Genomic DNA, 20,754 nt, shown 5'->3' with positions numbered 1-20,754 from the left:
GTCCCTCCCATGCGGGCCATGACTCCCCCACCTTCTTTGGGGGGTGAACGATGAAGCGAGGCCATTGGAGAGGTGCCTGGGGGCTGGCTGCCGCGCTGCTCGGGCTTCCGGCGGTGGGGCAGATGGAAGGCCCACCCGAGGGTGCGTCGCAATACTCCTGCTTCGAAGCGGCGCGCCAGGGCAGCTCGGTGAGCGAGAGCATCGCGGCGCAGCTCTGCCAGGGTGCCCGTTCCGACACCCCGGCGCAGTGCTTCCTCCGGGTGCAGGAGAAAGGCTTCCTCGCCGACCCGCAGGCGCTCCAGCTCTGCCAGTACGCCCAGCCCTCGGATGATCCCGCGGCCTGCTTCTTCAAGGCGCGGACCTCCTCGTTCCTGGACGAGACACAGCTCCTGGAGCTCTGCCGCCCGCCCATCGCGCAGATGCTGAAGATGTGCCCCTACGGTCCGTGAGGCTTCAGGCCGTGGGGCTCACCGGGCGCGGAGGAACGCCTTGACGCTCGGGGACTGGAGCTTCTGGGACTCGATGCACAGCCGGATGGACTCCAGGGCCCGGGTGAGCGCGCGCGGTCCGCCTTCAATCTTGTCCACGCGGGGCGTCAGGAACGTCTCCACCTGTGCCAGGTGGATGTCATCGCAGAGGCTCCCCGTCTGGCCAATCAGCCGACCCAGCTCATCCGAACGCAGCCGCTGGGTCAGCGCATCGAAGTGCGTCTGATAGAAGTTCCACGCCAGCGACTGCGACTCCGGCAACATCAACGCCATCCGGAGGATGCTCTGCGAGTCCCGCACATCGAAGTCCGGCGACACCACGAGCCCCAGCGCCCGCCACAACAGCTCCGGGTTCCGGAAGTAGCCCAGCGACATCAGCAGCCGGGAACGCTCGGTGCGGTCCTGTTCCTTCCTCGCCGCTTCCAGCAGCGCGTCGAACAGCGCCGCATCGCCGTGCGTCGCCGCTCGGGGCAGCGCGGCACTGAACGCCTCCGGGTCCACCGACTTCCGGTCCGCCAGCCATGCGCGCACCAGGGGCAGCGCCTCCTTCACCAGCCGAGGGTCATCGCCCAGGCCACCGGCCAGCCGGAGGAACAGGGAGCGTGAATCCTTCACGGAGTCGTCCTCGCCCGGCTTCGGCACCCAGCCCATGGCCCGCGCACGTGCCGAGTAGAGCGAGGCCACCCACGCGCGGAAGCGCTGGCGCTCCTCGGGCGTGAGCTGATCCAGGCGCACGAGTTCCAGCAGCGAGGCGCCGCTCTGCACCACGAGCCGGTTCGTCGACTTCGCGGAGGCAGGCACCGCCTTCAGCGCCTCCCCCAGCGGCAGGTCGCCCCGGCTCACCGCCGCATCCACATCCGCCCAGAGCGCCATCTGCTCCGCGGGAGTGAAGGCGGCGGCCGGAGTCGCGAGCAGCTTCGTCAACTGCTCGCGGGTGTAACCGCCGCGGTAGTAACCCGTGCCGCCCGCGTTGAGCAGCACCCACGCCGGGCACTGCTTCGAGGGCAGCGCGACCTCCGTCGAGGGCCCCTGCACCATCGAGCACACCCGCGACGACTGCGTGCCCGTGCCCACGCGAAGACACACGGGCACCTGCCATTCCTGCCGCGAGTCCGCCTTGGAGCCCACGGGCAGGTACCGCTCCTGCGACAGCTTCACGGACGGAGCGCCGCCCGCCGGGCACGACAGCTGCGCGGTGATCCGAGGCGCCCCGCTCCGCTCGATGAACCCGCCTAAGGATTGCGCCACCTCCGGTCCCGCCGCCTGGGACAGGTCCGCGAGGAAGTCCTCCATCGTCGCGACCTTCCACTCGTGCTTGCGGACATAGCCCCGGAGGAAGTCGCGGAAGCGCTCCGGTCCCATCCAGGCCTCGTACATGGCGATGACGGACGAGCCCTTGTCATACGTCGTCCCGTTGTCGAACGAGCCCACGATGTCGTCATTGCTCTCCACCGGCTTGCGAACGGGCAGCGCCGACGCCAGCTCATCCGACGCCAGGGCGGAGCGGGTCGCGGACATGGCGCGCTCCTGCTGGTAGTCCCAGGACGGCTCCAGCCGGTCCACGGTCTGCCGGTCCAACCACGCGGTGAAGGACTCGTTCAGCCAGATGTCGTTCCACCAGGAGCAGGTGACGACGTCCCCGAACCAGTAGTGCCCCAGCTCATGGTTGGCGATGACCGCGTACGACTTGCGGCGGGCCAGCGTCTCCTCGCCGGGCGGAATGAGCGTGAGCGGCTGTCCGAGCGCGACGATGCCCGGGTGCTCCATGGTGCCCCAGTACCGGGGCACGACCGCCACATCGAGCTTCTCGTACGGATACGGCTGGTCGAAGAAGTCCTCCAGGCCCTTCACGATGCGAGGCGTGATGCTCGCGGCGTAGCGCGTCTCCGCGCCCCGGCCCTTGGGGACGATGAAGCGCAGCGGCACGTTCGTGCGTCCCACGGTGCCGGCCTCGACGATGTCGAACGGCCCCACCATGAAGGCCACGAGGTAGCTGGGCATCGGCTTGCTCTCCGCGAAGGTGACGCGCTCCAGTCCGTCCGCCAGAGGCTCGCGCGACACGACGGGATGGTTGGCCAGCGCCACGTGTCCGGCCTTCACGGTGAAGCGCAGGCGCCACGGCACCTTGAAGGTCGGCTCGTCGAAGCACGGGAAGGCGCGGCGCGCGTCGATGGGTTCGAAGAACGTGTAGAGGTAGGGCTCACCGCCCTCCTCCACCCCGTAGATGCCCTGGCTGCGCTCACGGTCCACCTTGCCGGTGAAGTCGAGCAGGAGCTGGGCCTTGCCCACCGGCAGCTCCTCCGGCAGCAGCAATCCCAGACGTCCTTCGGGCGCGGTGACAGGCTTCGCATCGAACGTGCGGCCCGCCACGGTGACACGAGCACGCGTCACTTCCACGTCCTGCGCATGCAGCCACACCTGGCGCACGGGCTCGCGGACCTCCACGTCGATGGTGACGCTGCCCGGGTACCTGTCCTCCGAGGGCACGAGCTTCAGATCCAGCGCGTAGTGCACGGGCCGAACGGTGTCCGGCAGCCGCAGCGCGGGGGGCAGGGCCTCCGGCCACGAAACGGAGGGCGGCGCGGATGCAGTCGGCGCGGCCTCCGGCGCGTGGGCGCAGCGGACGGTCAACACCACCAGGGCGAGGAGTGGGAGCAGTCGCATGGGGCGCAGCGTAGACCATGCGCGGGTCGCGCACCGCGCCTACGTCTCGGCTCGCACCCACAGCATTCTTGAAATGTCTCCAATCCGTGAAGCAGTGATTTCAACCCCGCGAGCCGCTACGGTCCTGATCCCCCCGCATCACCCTCTAGCCGAGGATAAACATGTTTCGTCGCAGCAGCGATCTTCCCTCCCTCTTCGTGTCCCTGCTTTTCGTCGTGGGCTTCGCGTCGTCGGCCAGCGCTGACACCTACCAGACCTATGTGACGCCCACGGTCAATGGCTATCAGATTGGCACGTACCTCCCCAACCAGCCCACCGGGAACTTCAGCAGCGCCGCCGACACCGCCCGCCGCTTCTGTCAGGACCAGGGCCACAGCGGCGCGCAAAGCTTCACCACCGCCATCCGTGGCTCCGCCTACTCGTTCATCGTGGGTACGAATGGCGTGGGCAACTGGGGCACCACCGGCAATTCCAACGTGACCATGCTGGAGACCGTCACCTGCTTCACCTCCAACTCGGGCGTCACCTACACGACTCCCGCGGTCAATGGCTATCAGATTGGCACGTACCTCCCCAACCAGCCCACCGGGAACTTCAGCAGCGCCGCCGATACCGCCCGCCGCTTCTGCCAGGACCAGGGCCACACCGGCGCGAGCAGCTTCACCACCGCCATCCGTGGCTCCGCCTACTCATTCGTCGTGGGCACGAACGGCGTGGGCAACTGGGGCACCACCGGCAATTCCAACGTGACCATGCTGGAGACGATCACCTGCTTCGACGCGACGGTGCTCACGTACACGACGCCAACGGTCAACGGCTACCAGATCGGCACCGTCCAGCCCAACTTCCCGTCCGGCAACTACAGCACCCCGGCGGCTACCGCCCGCCGCTTCTGCCAGGACCAGGGCCATGTCAACGCGAGCAACTTCACCATCGCCATCCGCGGCTCCGCCTACTCGTTCATCGTGGGCACGAACGGCGTGGGCAACTGGGGCACCACCGGCAATTCCAATGTGACCATGCTCGAAACGGTCACCTGCATCACGCAGTAACCGACAGTCCGGGGACCGGGGCTCCTCGCGGCCCCGGTCCACCGGGTGTCTTCCAGATGCACGCGGCGGTGGAGTGGGTCAGGATGCGGCCCATGTCCAACCTCCAAGGCAAGACCCTCTTCATCACCGGCGCCAGCCGCGGCATCGGCAAGGCCATCGCGCTGCGTGCGGCCCGCGACGGCGCAAACATCGTCATCGCCGCGAAAACCACGGACCCGCACCCCAAGCTGCCCGGCACCATCTACACGGCGGCGAAGGAGATTGAAGAGGCCGGCGGCAAGGCCCTCCCCTGCGTGGTGGACATCCGCGACGAGGCGCAGATCCACGCCGCCGTCGCCAAGGCCGTGGAGACCTTCGGCGGCATCGACATCCTGGTGAACAACGCCAGCGCCATCAGCCTCACCGGCACCCTGGAGACGCCGCTCAAGCGCTTCGACCTGATGCACGGCATCAACACGCGCGGCACCTTCGCGTGCTCGCAGGCGTGCATCCCGTACCTCAAGAAGTCCTCCAACCCGCACATCCTCAACAACTCGCCGCCGCTCAACATGGAGCCGCGCTGGTTCGGCCCCCACGTGGCCTACACCATCGCGAAGTACGGCATGAGCCTGTGCGCGCTGGGCATGGCGGAGGAGCTCAAGGACGACGGCATCGCCGTCAACACGCTGTGGCCCCGCACCGTCATCGCCACCGCCGCCGTGCAGAACCTGCTGGGCGGCGACGACACCATCAAGGGCAGCCGCACGCCGGAGATCATGGCCGACGCCGCGTACACCATCCTCACCAAGCCCAGCCGCTCCTTCACCGGCAACTTCTGCATCGACGATGAAGTGCTGCGCGCCGCCGGCGTCACCAACCTGGACAAGTACCAGTCCGTCCCCGGCGCGGAGCTGCTGCCCGACTTCTTCCTCTAGCGCGTCTTGGCCCCATGCCCCCGCGCAAGCTCCAGCGACACCTGGTCTGGCTCGAGTCCTTCACCGCCGCCGTGGAGGCAGGCAGCATCGACGCCGCCGCGGAGCACCTGGGCGTCGCCCGCTCCGTCGTGAGCGAGCACATCCGCGCCCTGGAGGAAGCGCTCGCGGATGGCGCCGCCCTGCTGGAGCGGGGGCCGGGCCGGCGCCTGCAACTGTCCGCGCGAGGAGAGCGCCTCTACGCGGGCACCCAGACGCCGCTTCACCAGCTGGACGTGAAGCGGCTGATGGACCTGGCCCGCGTGGAGCCCACCCTGCGCCTGGGCCTCAACCCCACGCTGTCCATGTCGCTGCTGGGTGGCATCGCGCAGGACGCCGCCGCCGCCGACCTCAAGCTGGTGGTGGGCTTCGGCGGCTCGCACGAGCTCATGCGCCAGGTGCAGACGCGGCAGCAGGACCTGGCGCTCGACTTCACACCCCTGCCCCCGCACGAGGGCGTGGACACAGAGTCCCTGCTGCGCATGTCCTTCGCGGTCATCGCGGGCCCCGACTCCCCGCTCGCGAAGGCGCACGCCTCCCGCCGCACCCTGGACGTGAAGGACCTCCAGGGCCAGCGCTTCGTGGACTGGCTGCGGGACGACCCCTACGGCGGCGCCAACAGCGCGCGCTTCGCAGCGCACGGCGTGTCCGTCACCGAGGTCGGCCGGGTGGAGAGCTTCCTCCACCTCTACGAGCTGCTGCGCGCCTACAAGGCCTGCACCATCGCCCCGGACGTACGCCCCACCCAGCCCTTCCCCTCGGACCTCCACGTCTGGCCCCTGCGCGAACAGGAGCCCCAGGTCGTGGAGGTGGTGGCCGTCTGGCCCTCCGGAGGCCTCAGCCCCGCCGTCCAATCCATCCTTGACGGGCTGCGTCGCCGCCTGAACAAACGGCGATAATCCGACGAAGACGTCGAATTCTGCCGGATTTCCGTCTTGCAGTGGGGTGCGTATTCTTCAGGAGTCCTGCATCTCCTGAAGGAGCCGCTCGCGATGACGCCCACGGAACGGACCATTGCCCGCCTTCCCGCCCACCTGCGCCGCTACGTGGTGGGCCAGGACTACGCGGCGTACACGCCCAGGGATCAGGCGGTGTGGCGGCACATCCTGGGGCAGCTGCGCGAGCACCTGAGCGACAAGGCGCACCCCGTCTACCTGGAGGGCCTGGAGGCCACGGGCATTGGCGCGGAGGCCATCCCCAGCCTGGACGAGATGAACGAGAAGCTGTCCCAGCTGGGCTGGTCCTGCGTGGCGGTGCGCGGCTTCATCCCGCCGGCCGTCTTCACGGAGCTGCAGGCGCTGGGCGTGCTGGCCATCGCGGCGGACATCCGCACGCACGAGCACATCCAGTACACGCCCGCGCCGGACATCGTCCATGAGAGCGCGGGCCACGCGCCCATCATCGCGAACGCGCGCTATGCCCAGTACCTCAAGGCCGTGGGGCTGGTGGGCTTCAAGGCCATCGCCAGCGTGGAGGACCAGGCCGTCTTCGAGGCCATCCGCAACCTCTCCGTGGTGAAGGAGGACCCCACCGCGACGGAGGAGGAGATCGCCCACGCCCAGGCCCGCCTGGAGGCCGCCAACGCCAGCCACCGCTACATCAGCGAGAGCACCCGCGCGAGCCGCCTGTACTGGTGGACCGCGGAGTACGGACTGATTGGCGACCTGAAGCACCCGCGCATCTACGGCGCGGGCCTGCTGTCCAGCATCGGCGAGGCCCGGCACTGCCTGACGTCCGCCGTGCACAAGCTGCCCCTGGGCGTGGCGTGCGCGGACACGGACTACGACATCACCCGCATGCAGCCGCAGCTCTTCGTGGCGCGCGACTTCGAGCACCTCTTCGAAGTCCTGTCCGAGTTCGAGTCCACGCTCGCGTGGAAGCGCGGCGGAGACCTCGGCCTGAACGAGGCGCTGCGCGCGCGCACGGTCAACCACCTGGTGCTCGCGGACGGCCGCGAGGTGACGGGCAAGGTGGTGGAGCTGCTGCCCGCCGCGAAGGACGTGGCCCCGGGCCTGTCCACCGCGCTGGCCCGGTTGGAGGGCCCCATCCTCACGTCCATGAACGGGCACGCCCTGGACAAGCCGTTCAGCGGCGCGGCGCTGGTCGCCTTTGGCCAGGGCACCCTGCCGGAGCGCGGGAACTTCACGCTCACGCTCGACAGCGGGCTGGTGCTGGAGGGCTTCGCGGTGGGCGGCGGAGAAGTGATTGCCCTGCGCGGCACGCTGGCCGGACAAGAGCTGACGCTGCCGTCCATGGCGCGCCTGTACCTGACGGAGCGGCTGCCGTCCGTGGCGGGCGGCCCCGCCGACCCGGGCACGTGGGACGAGTGGTTCGGGGAGATGGACGCCTTCACCGCGGGCGACGGCGAGGCCCAGGCGCGCGAGCGCAAGGCGCAGGCCCTGCCCCCGTCGCTGGCCGCCCTCTACACGGAGGTGCGCCGCATCCGCGAGACGGGACAGCTGGCCGCCGAGCGGCTGGAGCAGATCGCCCGCGCGTCCACGGACTTCCCCACCGACTGGCTCCTGCGCGCCGAGGTCGCGGAGCTGCGCGGCGAGGTGCCCGCGAGGCGCGAGGCGGCGCAGGCGTAGGACCCGTCGCTTCGAATCCCAGACGGATGACGCATAACGGCCCGGTCGACCTCTTCACGAGGTCGCCGGGCCGAATCACTTCCGGGGGCTTTCGCCGCCGGGGCTACTTGTTGATGCGCACCATGGCCACGTCGTAGTGGCGCTCGGTCACGTAGCCGTTCGCGGCCTTGCCGGGGCGGTACATGTTCCCGGTCTTGTCATCCACGTAGAAGCGGTTGTTCGGGTTCGTGTCCTTGCCCGTGCTGGCGTTCTTCGTGCCCGGGTCGTGGAACGTGTAGTAGGTGCGGCCCTTGTCGTCGACGCCGCGGCCCGTGATGGTCACGAAGTGGTCCGTGAGGCCGTCCGCGTTGTAGCTCGCGTCCTTGTGGCTCACGCCCACGACCACCGGCTTGCCGGCCTCCAGCTGCTTGTCGATGTAGCTGCGGCCCTCGGCGGCCTTCTTCGAGTCCACGTTGAGCGCGCCGACGCCGTTCTCGCTCTTGCCCACCTGGATGCGGCGGTCGGGGCCCAGCACGGTCGCGCCGGAGTCACGCGCCATCGCCGTCGCGGCCTTGAAGCACGCCGTGTCGCTCGCGGTGTAGCCGTGGCCGTTCTCGAACTGGCTGTAGTACGGCACCTTCACGTGCACCGCCGGCTTGTCCTTGGACGGGGCCACCTGCTCCGTGTTCGCGGGGGCCGCCTCCGTGGTGGGCTTGGAGGTGTTCGTGCCCTGCGTCGTGGGCTTGCCTTCCGTGGTGCCCGGCTTCGAGCCGTTGTTCACGGACGGGGGAACCACGCCCGTGTTGGTGTTGGCCGGCTTGGTCGTGGTGCCCGACTTCTCCTGCTTCAGCATCGCGAGGGCGTCCTTCGCCTCCGACTTGAAGCGGTTGGCCACGCCCTTCTGCACGTCCTTGGAGCTGCCGGAGAAGTGCACCAGGGTGCCGCTGGCGTTGGTGCGGCCGCGCTCGGCGTAGATGTCCTTGATGAGCTGCTCGTCGCTCACCTTCGCGGGGTCGCGACCGTTGAGCGCCTTCTTGAAGATGTCGTCCGCCTTGCCCGGGCCGTGCTGCACGGAGGTGGACCAGGCCACGTCCCGCAGCGCCGCGGAGCGCTTGTCCAGGTCGATGCCCGTCGCCTTCTTGATGTTGGCGGCGCCCGCGTCGTAGTGCGTGGTCTTGATGTAGTCGTGCTGCGCCTTGTCGAAGCCCTTCGGGTCCTTCGCGGCCAGCTGCTTCCACGCGGCGGAGAACTCCGCGGTGCCCGGCTTGCTGCCCGACAGCGCCTTGTGGAACTCCGGGTTCGTCTTCTTCAGCGAGTTGACGAACGACTGCGCGGACCCGTTCGCGGAGGCGAACTGGTAGGAGCCGTAGGACACGCCGCCCTTGTCACCCTTGCCCGTGGACACGGTGCCGGGGCCGCGAGCCTCGTACTTGCGGCTCAGCCCGCCCAGCTCCCCGTTGGTCGCGCTGCTGGAGTTCGTGTTCGCGGCGGGCGTGGTCGTCTTCGCGCCGTCCGTGGACTGCGTGAAGCTGTCGCCCGACGTCTTCGTCCCCGCGCTCGACTTGTTGGTGCCCTTCGTGTCGAAACCGTCCTGCACCTTCAGCGTCTGGCCGGCCAGGATCTTGTTCGGATCCTTGATGTTGTTCGCCTTGGCCAGCGCGTCAACGGTCGTGTTGTAGCGCTTCGCGAGGCCGGAAAGCGTGTCGCCCGAATTGACGCGGATGTTGGAGACGGTCACGGAGAAGACCCCTCTATGTCTGGCCGCGACCAAAGGCGCCGCGGACGTGCTTGGATTGCCCGGATTATCGAAAGGCAATGCGATCAGTTTCGCATTCCCAGTCACAATCGTGTGAAACCAGTGATTCCAGCAACTTCAGCTTCAGCAGATCGATCCGCTGAGACTGAAGAACCTGCCCAGGAGGACCAGTCCGATGTCCAGGATCCAACCGGAATTCAAAAATTTGGCATTGCTGTTTGCCATTTGCGTCACGAGCGCGGTCCCGGACGCCTCGGCTCAGGGGTCCGAGGGACTCACGGGGGTCTATTCGAACAAGAGCGGGACGCTCGCCATCGTCGAGGGCAGCAACGAGACGCTCGTGCACTTCGCGGGCTCGTTCCCGCAGGGCAGCAGCGCGGGCACCTGCGATTGCGCCCTGGTCGTCCAGAAGAAGACAGCCACGAATTGGTCACTTCATCAGACGGGTGAGGAAGACGCCTGGACGCTGCGCGTCAATCCCAAGCAATTCGTCCTGGAGTCGGGTCCGTCACCGTCCTGTTGCGGCGCCGGCTATTCAGGCAAGGACACGTTCGCCCGGAGCACCTCCAAGCCGCTGAGCATCTGCAAGGTGAAGGTGTCCAAGGCGGTCTTCCACGCGTCTGACGCGGCCAACACGCCGCGCAAGGCGTTCGTGGTGTCCGGGGACGCGGTGGAGGCCTACGTCGACCCGGTGGAGCCGGACTTCCTCGCCGCGCGCTTCCAGGGGCCCCAGAAGGCCACGGCGGGGCTGCTCAAGCGCGAGGACCTGGACTGCGCGTCGGAGTCAGCGCCCACGGCCGCGAAGGCTCCCGTGGCCGCGGACAAGCTCCAGCCGTTCGCGGGGACGTGGGTGGAGCTGACGCGTCAGGGCAAGGGCTTCGTGGTGCTCAAGCCCTGCTCGGCCGCGACGCGCAGCTTCACCGTCAAGCCCGCGACGGGCGAGGTGGAGGTGCAGCTGGGCCAGGAGGCCACGACGATGAAGGTGACGTCCGTGGAGGCCGGCAAGGGCGCCGGGGCCTGGGTGCTGGGGCTCACGGCCGCGGACGGCAAGCCGGAGGCGCTCCAGTGGAAGACGGCCGACGCCGCGAAGGGCACCGTGACCGTGAGCAGCCCGGACCTCTTCTCCCAGAGCCACGACTACGTGCGCCAGGAGAAGAAGTCCGCCTTCCCGCCCAAGCAGGAGACGGGGTGCGACGAGTTCGAGCGCTAACGCGCCCGTGAACGCCGCCGGGCCCGCAGGCCCCCGCCGAGCAGCAGCGCGACGAGCGCACCGGACAGGGGGCCACCCGCGGCCTGGCAGCCACCGTCATCCGAGGGCGTGCGCGGATCATCGATGGGATCCACGGGCCTGCCCGCGTCCACGGTCCCCGCATCGGAGGTGCCCGCGTCCGCGCCGGCATCGGGCGTCCCAGAGTCGGATCCGGCGTCCGTGCCCGCGTCCATCGACTCGAGCGGCGCGCAGGACGCGGCCTGGCCGGTGGCCGCGATGCACAGCCGGCCATAGCGGCCCAGGCCTTCCATCCGGCCGTCCACGACCGCCACCATCACGCGCGTGGCGTCATCCGCGGCCACCTGGGCGCGCAGGGCGTCCGGCCCGTCCACGGTCGCCACCCGCAGCACGGCGTCATCCGTGACGGCCGCGATGACCAGGTGCACCGTGGCCGGGTCGATGCCCGGCTCGGGCTCGAACGAGGCGCCCACGAAGGAAGCGCCGCCGGGGAGCTCGAAGATCCGCGAGGCCGCCGCCGCGACGCGCACGCGGTCGTTCGTGGTGGGGAGCTCCGCCGCCGTCTTCGCCACCGGTGCATAGCCCTCCCCTCGCGCGTAGCCGAACCCCGGCGTCGCGCGCGGGCCGGTGCCCAGGTTCCAGGTGGCGAATTGGGCGAAGGCCGCGTCGAAGCTGGAGGCGAAGTCGCGGCGCAGACAGGTGTCCAGCAGCACCGGCCAGCGGGCCTCCGGCTGGCGCACGGACTCCTCCAGCAGCGCGACGAGCGCGCCGTCACCGTAGCGCTCGCCCACGAACTGGAAGAAGAGCCCCGCGCCGTAGATGAAGGTCACGCCGGGCCCCGCGGGGTCCAGCACCAGCGTGCTGTCCGGAGTCAGCATGTAGCCGCGGGTGAAGTGCTCCAGGTCGTCGAGCGCGGGCTCGAAGCGCTCGGTGGCCCAGACGGCGGTGCCCTCGGAGGCGACGCCGCCCAGGTCGGGCCGGTAGGCGGCCTGCACCGCGTGGAAGAACTCGTGGCTGGCCAGGATCTCCACGGCCTCTGCGTCGGACGGGTAGTTGTAGCCCGTGAAGTCGTTCTCCTGGAGCATGAAGCCCGTGCAGCGCGTGACGCCCTCCAGGCAGGTCTCCTGCCGGAAGGCGCCGTCGCCAATCCTCGCGAAGTCCACCAGGTACACGTCGAAGCGGCCGTCGCCGCCGTCGTCCCCGGCCGGATTCGTGTCGTCGGGCGGCAGGCGGAAGCCCAGGTCCACGTAGAACGTCGCCACGTGTTCGTAGGTGCGCCCGACGAGCTCCACGAAGTCGGGCACGCCGGTGCCATCCGCGTCCGCTGGCGGCACGGCGTGCGTGCCCTGGCGGGTGAAGTGGATGCGGAAGCGCCCGCCCGGCGACACGACGGACTCCACCGTGTCCTCGGGCTCATAGCGCGGCGCCTGCGCGCCAGGCGAGGTGGGCCGCCCGGACTCGGCGACCCGCTTCTGTACGGCCTCCCGCTCGTGCGGGAGGCCGCGCGGGGTTCCCGCGCCGGCCAGCAGCAGGAGCAGCGTGGGAACCCCGGGGGTCATCACGGCAGGAAGGACCACCGCAGGCGGATCGACCCGGCGCTGGCCGTCGAGCTCACCTTGCCCGTCGTGTTGCACTCCTCCTGGATCGCGGGCTCATAGAAGTCCTTGACCTGCAGCTTCACGTGACGGCCGTCCGCCAGCTGGACCAGGTAGACCTTGTTCGTCATCTGCAGGCAGGAAGCGTAGTCCCAGTACGAGAGGGTCTGGGTCGCCGGGCTCTGAAGGCCAAACGAGTCCCCGGTGAACGTGCAGGTGTCGGGCGTGTAGTAGTTCTCCGCCACGAACTGCGCATCCGTGGGCACGGAGGTCACCGACTCGAACGTCGTGCCGTCCGCCGTCTGAGCCACGGTCACGCACGACGGGCCGGACACGCCGCTGTTGAAGCGGACGACGTACCGGCGCACCGCGACGTCCCACGCGGTCGAATCCAGCGAGGACTGGTCATCGATGTAGACCTTCTCCAGCCCCGTCGCCGTGAAGCGCGCGTAGGTGTACGAGTCCGGCACCGCCGTGCCACCCCCGCGGCCATCCAGGTACGTGAGGTGCTCGCCCGCCGTCGTGCCCTCTTCGATCACGCCGCCGTCGGAGACGACCGTGCGGAGCCGGAGCTTGTCGATGCTCTGCTCCGTGCAGGCCACGGCGTTGCGGCACAGCTCCGCGCCGCCATCCGCGGGAGGAGTGCCCGCGTCCGTCTCCGTGCCCGCGTCGGTGGTGGTGCCCGCGTCGGTGGTCGTCCCGGCGTCAGTGGTGGTGCCCGCGTCCGTCTCACCGCCCGTGCCCGCGTCCGTCTCAGGCTCTTCGGCCGGAGTCAGGGTGCGCTGCTCGCACTTCCTGTCCGCGTTGCAGGTCCATGCCTTGCCCTTGGGGGCCGCGCCCTCATCGCGGCAGTCGAACGCATCCACGCACTCGTCGCTGCTGCATCCCGGCGCCACCACGGCCAGCGCGAGGGCCGCCAGGGCCCCCATGCCGAGCCACCGTGCACCGCTCTTCCGGACCGCCCCTTCGGGGTTGCTCATCGTCGTCACCTTTCGCCGCGGAGACCCGCCGCCGTTCGATGGGGACGATCTCTATTCGATAACGATTCTCATTTTCAATATCGACGGCCCATTTTCAGGCCGAAGTGTCGCCGGGCGGCTTCGGGGCGTTGTGGGCGGACAGGCGGGGTTGCTGTCCGCCGGGCCCCAGGAGTCCCTGCATGGCGTCGAAGAGGTTGAGGTTGGAGCCGCTGGGGAGGAAGACGACCTTGTCCAGGCCTCCGACGACGGCGGCCTGGGCCTGCGCGGCCACGGCCTTCACGAAGTTCTCCCCGCCCCCCAGGGACTCCACGCGCTGACGGAATTGGCCGGCTTCCACTTCCGCGAGGCGCGACTGGCGCTCCACCTCCAGGTCATTGAGGCGCTGCTGGCGATCCAGGGCCACCTGGGTGGTGAGCCGTTCGCGCTCGATCTCCGCTTCGGAGCGGATGCGCGAGGCGCGGGCGTCGGACTCGGCGCGGGCCAGGGCCTCCTCGCTCTCCACGCGGGCGCGCTCCAGCTGGGCCTCCGCCTCCACCTTGGCGCGACTGAGCGTCTCCAGCTGGTGGTTGCGGTTCTGCAATTCGATGAGGGATTGGCGCTCCGCCTCCGACTTGCGGTGGCTGGCGATGTCCGCGAGCTGCTTCTCCTCCTCGCTGCGGATGCGCTTGAGCTCCGCGGCGGCCTGGGCCTCCTGGCGTGAGGCGTCCAGCTGGATCTGGATGTTGGTGTCGATGGCCTCGCGCAGCTTCAGGGCCGTCTTCTCATCGACGGGGGCGATGTCCTTGATGTCGATGTCGATGATGCGCAGCTGGTTCTCGGAGAAGAGGCGGTCCTTGCGAGCGCGGCCCGCGTCATCCATGCCGAAGATGGTGCGGCGGATGAGCACGCTGGCGTTCTTGTGGAAGGTCTCGAACTCGTTCTCCGCGGCGACCTGGCGGATGCGCGACGCGAGGTTCTCACACACGTACCCGATGAAGTCGTTCACCCGGAAGATGGCCTTGTCCTTCTCCGGGTCGCCCTGCACGTCGAACTGCCACTTGTAGGAAAGCTTGATGCGCAGCCGCGCGTGGTCGCGAGTGGCCACCTCGAACAGGTCCGTGGCGAAGTCCGGCCCCAGCCGCAGCATCAGCACCTTGAGCTGACGCGGGCGCTTGGGCGTGCTGCCGGACAAATCCAGGACGGTGACGTCCTCGTACGGACGCAACATCACCTTCGCGGGGCCGAACTCCACGCGCGCGTGATTGGACTCGAAGTCGTTGATGAGGACCGCCGTGTTGTCCTCGATGCGCAGCACGATTGCGCGAGTACGGTCCCCCTTCTCCGTCGCGCTTGTGGGCCGTGGCGCGCGGGCGTCCTTCGCCTCCGCGAGCGGCAGCGGCGGCGTGAGGCCCAGCAGGGCCTCCGCGTCCGGAGACAATCGCTTCTCGTGCAGCTCCTGGTGCGCCTCCGGCATGAACTGGCACGGTCCCTGGACGAGCGACACCTTGCCCGAGCGCAGGTCGCGCACGTACAGGCCTTCCCCCTGACCCAATGACAGCGCGGCAATCTCCCGGTGGATGAGGACCTTCTCGCTGGGCACGTAGGTGCGAGGGCCGCGGACGATCCACGTGTCACCGGCCTTGCGTGCGCGCGGCTCGCCGCCCTCGTTCTCGGAGAGGTCGTCCAGTGCCTGGAGCTTCAGGCCCTGCAGCTCCGACAGGACATGCTTGCGGCGCACGTCCCCTTCCAGCGCCTCGCCGGGTTCGAGGAAGAAGACATCCGGACCGGAGACGACCTTGCGGCGGCCCTCCTGGACGCGGCCGGTGGCGCGGTCCACGGGATTGAGGATGACGCAGTACTCGGTCTCCTTGAGGACGCGGGCCTTCTCCAGCGACACGACGGTGACGGACTCGCCGGGCACATAGCGGCCGGGGCCGCGCACCAGCCACTCGTCACCGGCTTCACGACGGCGGGGAGCGTCCGGGACGTGGGTGTCCGAGAAGGCGGTGAGCGCGCGAAGACGCAGCGCCTCCGACACGCCCAGGACGTATTCCGGGACGATGTCGCCCTCCAGCTCCTCGCCGGGGTACAGCGGGAACACCTTCGGGCCCACGCGGACCTCGCGGTCGCCCACCGCGACGCGGGCCTGGCCGAAGTCGTCCAGCGCCACCTGGCCGTCCACGCGCACCACGGGGTTGCGCACCACGCACCAGCTGCCGGCGCCCAGCTCCACCATCCGCTCCTTCGCCACGAGCGTCAGGTGCGCTTCGAGCGTCAGCACGCGAGGGCCCACCTCCATCAGCACGACGCCACGGTTGGCGTCCTCGATGTATGCGTACTCGCGGTTCTTCAGGGAGATGCGCTGGATGGCTTCGGTGCTGGGGGCGGACGGCATGGGACACCTGCTCGCGGGCGTGGGGTTCGGCCGCGAGTCATTGCGAGCCCCATGCCGTCATCGCTCCGCCCTGGAACGGCGATGCACCGCTCCGGACTGGCACGGACACTCGCTCCATTCCGGTGCGCGGTGTTCCAGAGTGGAGCGCATTTCGAACGACCAGCGCGCACGGCTCGCGTCGTCGTTCCCAGCAAGGCCAAGCTCTTCGGCATCCACACGGAGATGTATTCATTGGGCGGTCTGGGTGATCATCTCACCGGTGGCGACCGCGTGACCTTCCGCTGGATCCGCGACTGAGTGAGCTTGGATTGCGTCGCGGCGTCTGTTCGAATGCCCTCCTGTCAGCGGGCCAGGATGCTCCGGCCCGGTGGCCCCCACCCCGGAGGAAGCATGAAGGCATCGCGACTGAAGCAGACGATTCCTGGATTCGCGCTGATCATCGGCATCATGGCGGGTACGGCCCTGGCCATGGTTCCCGGCTCCACGGCGGAGACGACCGATAACCAGACGTCCGCGGTCCAGATGATCTGTTCGCGCACCTGCAAGCCGTGCTCGACCCAGATGGAGTGCGGCACGAGCGGCGGTTCCTGCGGGGTCTGGCGCTGCACCCAGCCGTAAACACAAGCGCCTCCGAGTCCCAGGACCCGGAGGCGCTCTTCTGCGGATTCGTGAAGACCGCTGACCGCTTCAGCCCTGCGCGGAGCGGGGCTTGCGCGTGGACTTCTTCGTCGTCGCGATCTCCAGCGACAGGTCCATGGCCCGCGCCGAGTGCGTGAGCGCGCCCATCGACACGAAGTCCACGCCCAGCTTCGCCAGCCGGGGCAGCCGATCCAACGTGACGCCGCCCGACACTTCGATGGGCACGCGGCTCGCCGTCAGCATCACCGCTTCGCGGATCTGCGCGTCGTCCATGTTGTCCAACATGATGACGTCCGCGCCCGCGGCGATGGCCTCCTCCAGCTGCTTGAAGTTGGTGACCTCCACTTCAATCTTCACCAGCCGGGGACCGTTCAGCTTCGCGCGGCGCACCGCTTCAGTGATGTCGCCACCTACCGCCGCGATGTGGTTGTCCTTGATGAGGATGCCGTCGAAGAGGCCGAAGCGGTGGTTGGACGCGCCGCCCATGCGCACCGCGTGCTTCGCGAGGCCCCGCATGCCCGGCGGCGTCTTGCGCGTGTCCAGCACCCGCAGCTTCGAGCCTCGCACGGAGGTCATCGCCTGCTGGGCCAGCGTCGCGATGCCGGCGGCGCGCTGCACCAGGTTGAGCGCAGTGCGCTCCGCGGCCAGCAGCGAACGCAGCTTGCCGTGGACGCGCGCGGCGACCACCTTCGGTTTGATCTCCTCGCCGTCGCGCTTGAGGACCTCCACCTCCACCTCCGCGTCCACCATGTGGAAGACGCGGACGAAGGCGTCCAGGCCGGCGACGATCATCTGCTCCTTCGCGACCAGCTCACCGCTGCCTTCCGCTTCGGCGGGGACCACCGCCAGCGAGGTGACGTCCCCCGCAGCACCCAGGTCCTCGTCGAGGGACAGCGCGATGAGCCGATCGAGATAATCCTGCTGCACTTCCGCCTCCTACCGGCGCGCCTTGCGAGCCGGCTTGCCCCGAGTGGTCTTCTTCGCCGCGGCCTTCTTCGCGGCGGTCTTCTTCCCCGCCGCCTTCTTCGCCGAAGCCTTCTTCGCAGGAGCCTTCTTCACCGCCGCCTTCTTCGCGGCCGTCTTCTTGCCCGCTGCCTTCTTCGAGGAAGCCTTCTTCGAGGAAGCCTTCTTCGCAGGGGCCTTCTTCGCGGCGGACTTCTTGCTCGCCGCCTTCTTCGCGGAGGCCTTCTTCGCAGGGGCCTTCTTCGAGGAGGCCTTCTTCGCAGGGGCCTTCTTCACCGCCGCCTTCTTCGCAGGGGCCTTCTTCGTCGGAGCCTTCTTCACCGGCTTCGCCGAACCCTCCGGCGCCTCGCGGGCGTCGCCGCCCTCCTTGGCCCGGTCGAACTCGCGCATCGCGTCGTCCACGAGGCCCATGCTCATGTACGCGACGCCCAGGTCGTGGTGGTCCGCCGGGGACAGCCCTTCCTTGGTGCCCTCGCGCAGCTTGTTGAGGGCCTCCTCCACCACCGGATCCGCGGCCTGGGGCGCCTGCGAAGCCTCTTCGGCTTCAATCTCGCCCTTCAGCTCCTGGCCCAGGTTCACCGCATCGTCCTTCGGTGCCTGCGGCTCGGTGGCCACCTTCACATGGGCGCTCTCGGGCGCGGGGGACTCGGACGCTTCAGGGGCTTCGGACTCGGTGCTGCCCGGCAACGGCGACGGCGTCTCGGACATGGGGGGCTCCGGGGCGATGCGCTGGAGGTGATCCTGCAGCTTGACCGTGCGCTCCTGGAGCTCCGCCACCCGGGCCTTGTCCTTCTCCACCACGTCCGGCGGAGCACGGGCCACGAAGTTCGGGTTGTCCAGCTTGCGCTGCAAACCGGTGAGTTCCTGCTCGGAGCGGACGATCTCCTTCTTCAGGCGGTCGCGCTCCGCGTCCAGGTCCACCAGGCCCGCCAGGGGCACGTAGATTTCCAGGTTGCCGCTCACGAACGCCGCCGCCTGCGGAGGCTTGGCGCCCGGGGGGCCCACCACCACCTCGGACAAGCCCGCGAGCGGCATCAGGTACGCGCGCCAACGCTCCAACAGCTCGCGCGTCGTCGCGTCCGGGCTCTGCACCACCGCCTTCACCTTGGCGGACGGCGGCAGGTTGCTCTCGCCGCGCAGCGTGCGCAGGCCCTCGATGGCCGCGATGACCGGCGCCATCTCGCCTTCCGCGGCCGCGTCCACCCACGCCGTCTCCGGCGCCGGGTACGCCGCGATGCAGATGCTCTCCGTGGGCCGGGACATCGGCAGCTTCTGCCAGATCTCCTCGGTGATGAACGGCATGAACGGGTGCATCAGCCGCAGGATGCGGTCCAGGCACGTCACCAGCACCGCGCGCGTGGTGTCCTTGGCCTCCGCGTCGTCGCCGTACAGCGAGCCCTTCGCCAGCTCGATGTACCAGTCGCAGAACTCCGCCCACAGGAACTGGTACAGCGTGGATGCCGCCTCCGCGAAGCCGAACGCCTCCAGCGACGCGCGCGTCTCCTCCGTGGCCTTCTGCAGGCGGGAGAGGATCCACCGGTCCGCCAGCGTCAGCTTGCGGCCCTCGAGCGGCGTCTTGTCCAGGCTGAAGTCGCCCATGTTCATCAGGGCGAACCGGCTGGCGTTCCACAGCTTGTTGCAGAACGCCTTGTAGCCACCCAGGCGGTCCATCGACAGCTTGATGTCACGGCCCTGCTGCGTGAGCGACGCCAGCGTGAAGCGCAGCGCGTCCGCGCCGTGCGCCGGCATGCCCTGCGGGAAGCGGTTGCGCAAGGACGGCTGCAGCGACTCCGCCTTCGCGCCGAGGATGACGTCCAGGGGATCGATGACGTTCCCCTTCGTCTTGGACATCTTCTCGCCCTTCTCGTCGCGCACCATCGCGTGCAGGTACACGGTGCGGAAGGGCACATCGTTCATGAAGTGCAGGCCCATCATCATCATCCGGGCGACCCAGAAGAAGATGATGTCGTGGCCCGTCTCCATCACGGACGTCGGGTAGAAGGTCTGGAGGTCCGCCGTCTGCTTCGGCCAGCCCAGCGTGGAGAACGGCCACAGCGCGGACGAGAACCAGGTGTCCAGCACGTCCGGATCCTGCGTCAGCTCCTTGCCGCCGCACTTCGGGCAGGACTCCGGCGCCGTGCGAGACACGATGACGTCCGCCGTGTCCTTGGAGCGCTCCTCCGCCGGGGTGCACGCCGCGCAGTACCACGCGGGGATCTGGTGGCCCCACCACAGCTGGCGGCTCACGCACCAGTCGTGGATGTTGTTCATCCAGTGGAAGTACGTGTTCGTCCACGACTCGGGGACGAACTTCGTGCGGCCCTCCTCCACGGCCTGGATGGCCGGCTTCGCCAGCGGTTCGATCTTGATGAACCACTGCGGCGACAGGCGCGGCTCCACCACCGTGGTGCAGCGCTGGCAGGTGCCCACGTTCAGCTTGTGCGGCTCCTCCTTCTCCAGCAGGCCCAGCTCCGTCAGGTCCGCCAGCACCTGCTTGCGCGCCTCCCGGCTCTCCAGGCCCGCGTACTTGCCGGTGTCCTTCGTCATCCGCGCCGCTTCGTCCAGGATGGACAGCATCGGCAGCTTGTGGCGCAGGCCCGTCTGGTAGTCGTTGAAGTCGTGCGCGGGCGTGACCTTCACCACGCCGGTGCCGAACTCCATGTTCACCAGCTCGCCGTCCGCGATGACCGGAATCTCACGGTCGGTGAGCGGCAGCGCCACGCTCTTGCCGATGAGGTCCTGGTAGCGCGGATCCTCCGGGTGCACGGCGACGGCCGTGTCGCCCAGCAGCGTCTCCGGGCGCGTCGTCGCCACGGTGAGGAAGCGCTCCGTGCCCTTCACCGGATAGCGGATGTGCCAGAGCGAGCCGTTCTTCTCCTCGTGCTCCACTTCCAGGTCGGAGAGGGCCGTGCGGCAGGACGGGCACCAGTTGATCAGCTTCTGGGCCCGGTACATCAGGCCCTCTTCGTACAGCCGGACGAACACCTCGCGCACCGCGGCCGAGGACTGCTCGTCCATGGTGAAGCGCTCACGGCTCCAGTCCAGGGACGCGCCCAGGTAGCGGTGCTGCTCACCGATGCGCGCGCCGAACTTGCCCTTCCACGTCCAGACGCGCTCGAGGAACGCCTCGCGGCCCAGGTCGTGGCGGCTCTTGCCCTCCGTCTTCTTCAGCTCCTTCTCCACCACCATCTGCGTGGCGATGCCCGCGTGGTCCGTACCCGGCAGCCAGAGCGCGTTGAAGCCGCTCATCCGCTTCCAGCGCGTGAGGATGTCCTGGATGGTCGCGGTGAGCGCGTGGCCGATGTGCAGGCTGCCCGTCACGTTGGGCGGCGGCAGCACGATGCTGAACGGCGGCTTGGAGGAAGGGGCTTCGGCGCGGAAGTAGTCGCGCTCCAGCCAGTGGTTGTACCACCGCGCCTCCACTTCGGAGGGCTCGTAGGCCTTGGACAGTTCAGTCGTGTCAGTCATTGCAAGCGGCCGGCCCCCGACGGGGCCGGC

General features: G+C 68.9%; 15 protein-coding genes. 8 read left to right on the top strand and 7 right to left on the bottom strand.

What is annotated here, in order from left to right; translation table 11 throughout:
* Positions 1–50 precede the first annotated feature (50 nt).
* Positions 51–449, top strand: coding sequence for a hypothetical protein (locus D7V77_RS13155; RefSeq protein ID WP_120576622.1), 399 nt, complete (start codon positions 51–53; stop codon positions 447–449).
* An 18-nt stretch (positions 450–467) separates the two neighbouring features.
* On the opposite strand, the gene D7V77_RS13150 is transcribed toward D7V77_RS13155, so the two are convergent.
* Positions 468–3,152 (bottom strand): M1 family metallopeptidase, encoded by a 2,685-nt coding sequence (locus D7V77_RS13150; RefSeq protein ID WP_120576621.1) that lies wholly within the window; start codon positions 3,150–3,152, stop codon positions 468–470.
* A 161-nt stretch (positions 3,153–3,313) separates the two neighbouring features.
* Here D7V77_RS13150 and D7V77_RS13145 point away from each other — a divergent pair, with 161 nt between their 5' ends.
* From D7V77_RS13145 to D7V77_RS13130, 4 genes are all read left to right on the top strand, one after another.
* Complete coding sequence (locus D7V77_RS13145) at positions 3,314–4,204, top strand: hypothetical protein (protein WP_120576620.1); 891 nt, start codon at positions 3,314–3,316, stop codon at positions 4,202–4,204.
* 92 nt (positions 4,205–4,296) lie between these two features.
* The gene (locus D7V77_RS13140) at positions 4,297–5,118 is read left to right on the top strand and encodes an NAD(P)-dependent oxidoreductase (protein WP_120576627.1); all 822 of its coding nucleotides are present in this window, start codon (positions 4,297–4,299) and stop codon (positions 5,116–5,118) included.
* Between the two features lie 14 nt (positions 5,119–5,132).
* Positions 5,133–6,053, top strand: coding sequence for a LysR family transcriptional regulator (locus D7V77_RS13135; RefSeq protein ID WP_120576619.1), 921 nt, complete (start codon positions 5,133–5,135; stop codon positions 6,051–6,053).
* A 93-nt stretch (positions 6,054–6,146) separates the two neighbouring features.
* Positions 6,147–7,742 carry an aromatic amino acid hydroxylase gene (locus D7V77_RS13130; protein ID WP_120576618.1) on the top strand — a complete coding sequence of 532 codons (1,596 nt, stop codon included), beginning with the start codon at positions 6,147–6,149 and terminating at the stop codon, positions 7,740–7,742.
* A gap of 103 nt (positions 7,743–7,845) precedes the next feature.
* Here the strand turns inward: D7V77_RS13130 and D7V77_RS13125 are convergent, their stop codons facing one another.
* The gene (locus D7V77_RS13125) at positions 7,846–9,459 is read right to left on the bottom strand and encodes a LysM peptidoglycan-binding domain-containing protein (RefSeq protein ID WP_120576617.1); all 1,614 of its coding nucleotides are present in this window, start codon (positions 9,457–9,459) and stop codon (positions 7,846–7,848) included.
* A 229-nt stretch (positions 9,460–9,688) separates the two neighbouring features.
* On the opposite strand from D7V77_RS13125, the gene D7V77_RS13120 reads away from it, so the two are divergent.
* Positions 9,689–10,687 carry a hypothetical protein gene (locus tag D7V77_RS13120; protein WP_233596963.1) on the top strand — a complete coding sequence of 333 codons (999 nt, stop codon included), beginning with the start codon at positions 9,689–9,691 and terminating at the stop codon, positions 10,685–10,687.
* Here the strand turns inward: D7V77_RS13120 and D7V77_RS13115 are convergent.
* The 3 genes from D7V77_RS13115 to D7V77_RS45685 form a co-directional block, all read right to left on the bottom strand.
* Positions 10,684–12,264 carry an MXAN_6640 family putative metalloprotease gene (locus tag D7V77_RS13115; RefSeq protein ID WP_120576615.1) on the bottom strand — a complete coding sequence of 527 codons (1,581 nt, stop codon included), beginning with the start codon at positions 12,262–12,264 and terminating at the stop codon, positions 10,684–10,686. The two genes, D7V77_RS13120 and D7V77_RS13115, sit on opposite strands and share 4 nt — an antisense overlap.
* Positions 12,264–13,280, bottom strand: coding sequence for an HmuY family protein (locus tag D7V77_RS13110; protein WP_147452058.1), 1,017 nt, complete (start codon positions 13,278–13,280; stop codon positions 12,264–12,266). Before D7V77_RS13110 ends, D7V77_RS13115 begins: the two co-directional genes overlap by 1 nt.
* Positions 13,281–13,374: 94 nt before the next feature.
* A complete protein-coding gene (locus D7V77_RS45685) occupies positions 13,375–15,654 on the bottom strand; it encodes a hypothetical protein (RefSeq protein ID WP_120576613.1) in 2,280 nt (759 codons plus the stop codon).
* Positions 15,655–15,735: 81 nt separating this feature from the next.
* Between D7V77_RS45685 and D7V77_RS13100 the strand changes: the two genes are divergently transcribed.
* Positions 15,736–15,951: a hypothetical protein gene (locus D7V77_RS13100; protein WP_120576612.1), complete on the top strand. Its 216-nt coding sequence runs from the start codon at positions 15,736–15,738 to the stop codon at positions 15,949–15,951.
* Positions 15,952–16,044: 93 nt separating this feature from the next.
* Positions 16,045–16,272 carry a hypothetical protein gene (locus D7V77_RS13095; protein WP_120576611.1) on the top strand — a complete coding sequence of 76 codons (228 nt, stop codon included), beginning with the start codon at positions 16,045–16,047 and terminating at the stop codon, positions 16,270–16,272.
* Between the two features lie 69 nt (positions 16,273–16,341).
* Here the strand turns inward: D7V77_RS13095 and nadC are convergent, their stop codons facing one another.
* Together nadC and D7V77_RS13085 are read right to left on the bottom strand one after the other, a co-directional pair.
* Positions 16,342–17,220 (bottom strand): carboxylating nicotinate-nucleotide diphosphorylase, encoded by an 879-nt coding sequence (gene nadC / locus D7V77_RS13090; protein ID WP_199733774.1) that lies wholly within the window; start codon positions 17,218–17,220, stop codon positions 16,342–16,344.
* 9 nt (positions 17,221–17,229) lie between these two features.
* Complete coding sequence (locus tag D7V77_RS13085) at positions 17,230–20,724, bottom strand: valine--tRNA ligase (protein WP_120576610.1); 3,495 nt, start codon at positions 20,722–20,724, stop codon at positions 17,230–17,232.
* Between the last annotated feature and the right edge of the window lie 30 nt (positions 20,725–20,754).

It is taken from the genome of Corallococcus sp. CA041A (assembly GCF_003612075.1).
Taxonomy (GTDB): Bacteria; Myxococcota; Myxococcia; order Myxococcales; family Myxococcaceae; genus Corallococcus; species Corallococcus exiguus.
This window is presented reverse-complemented; position numbering and strand designations above follow the sequence as displayed.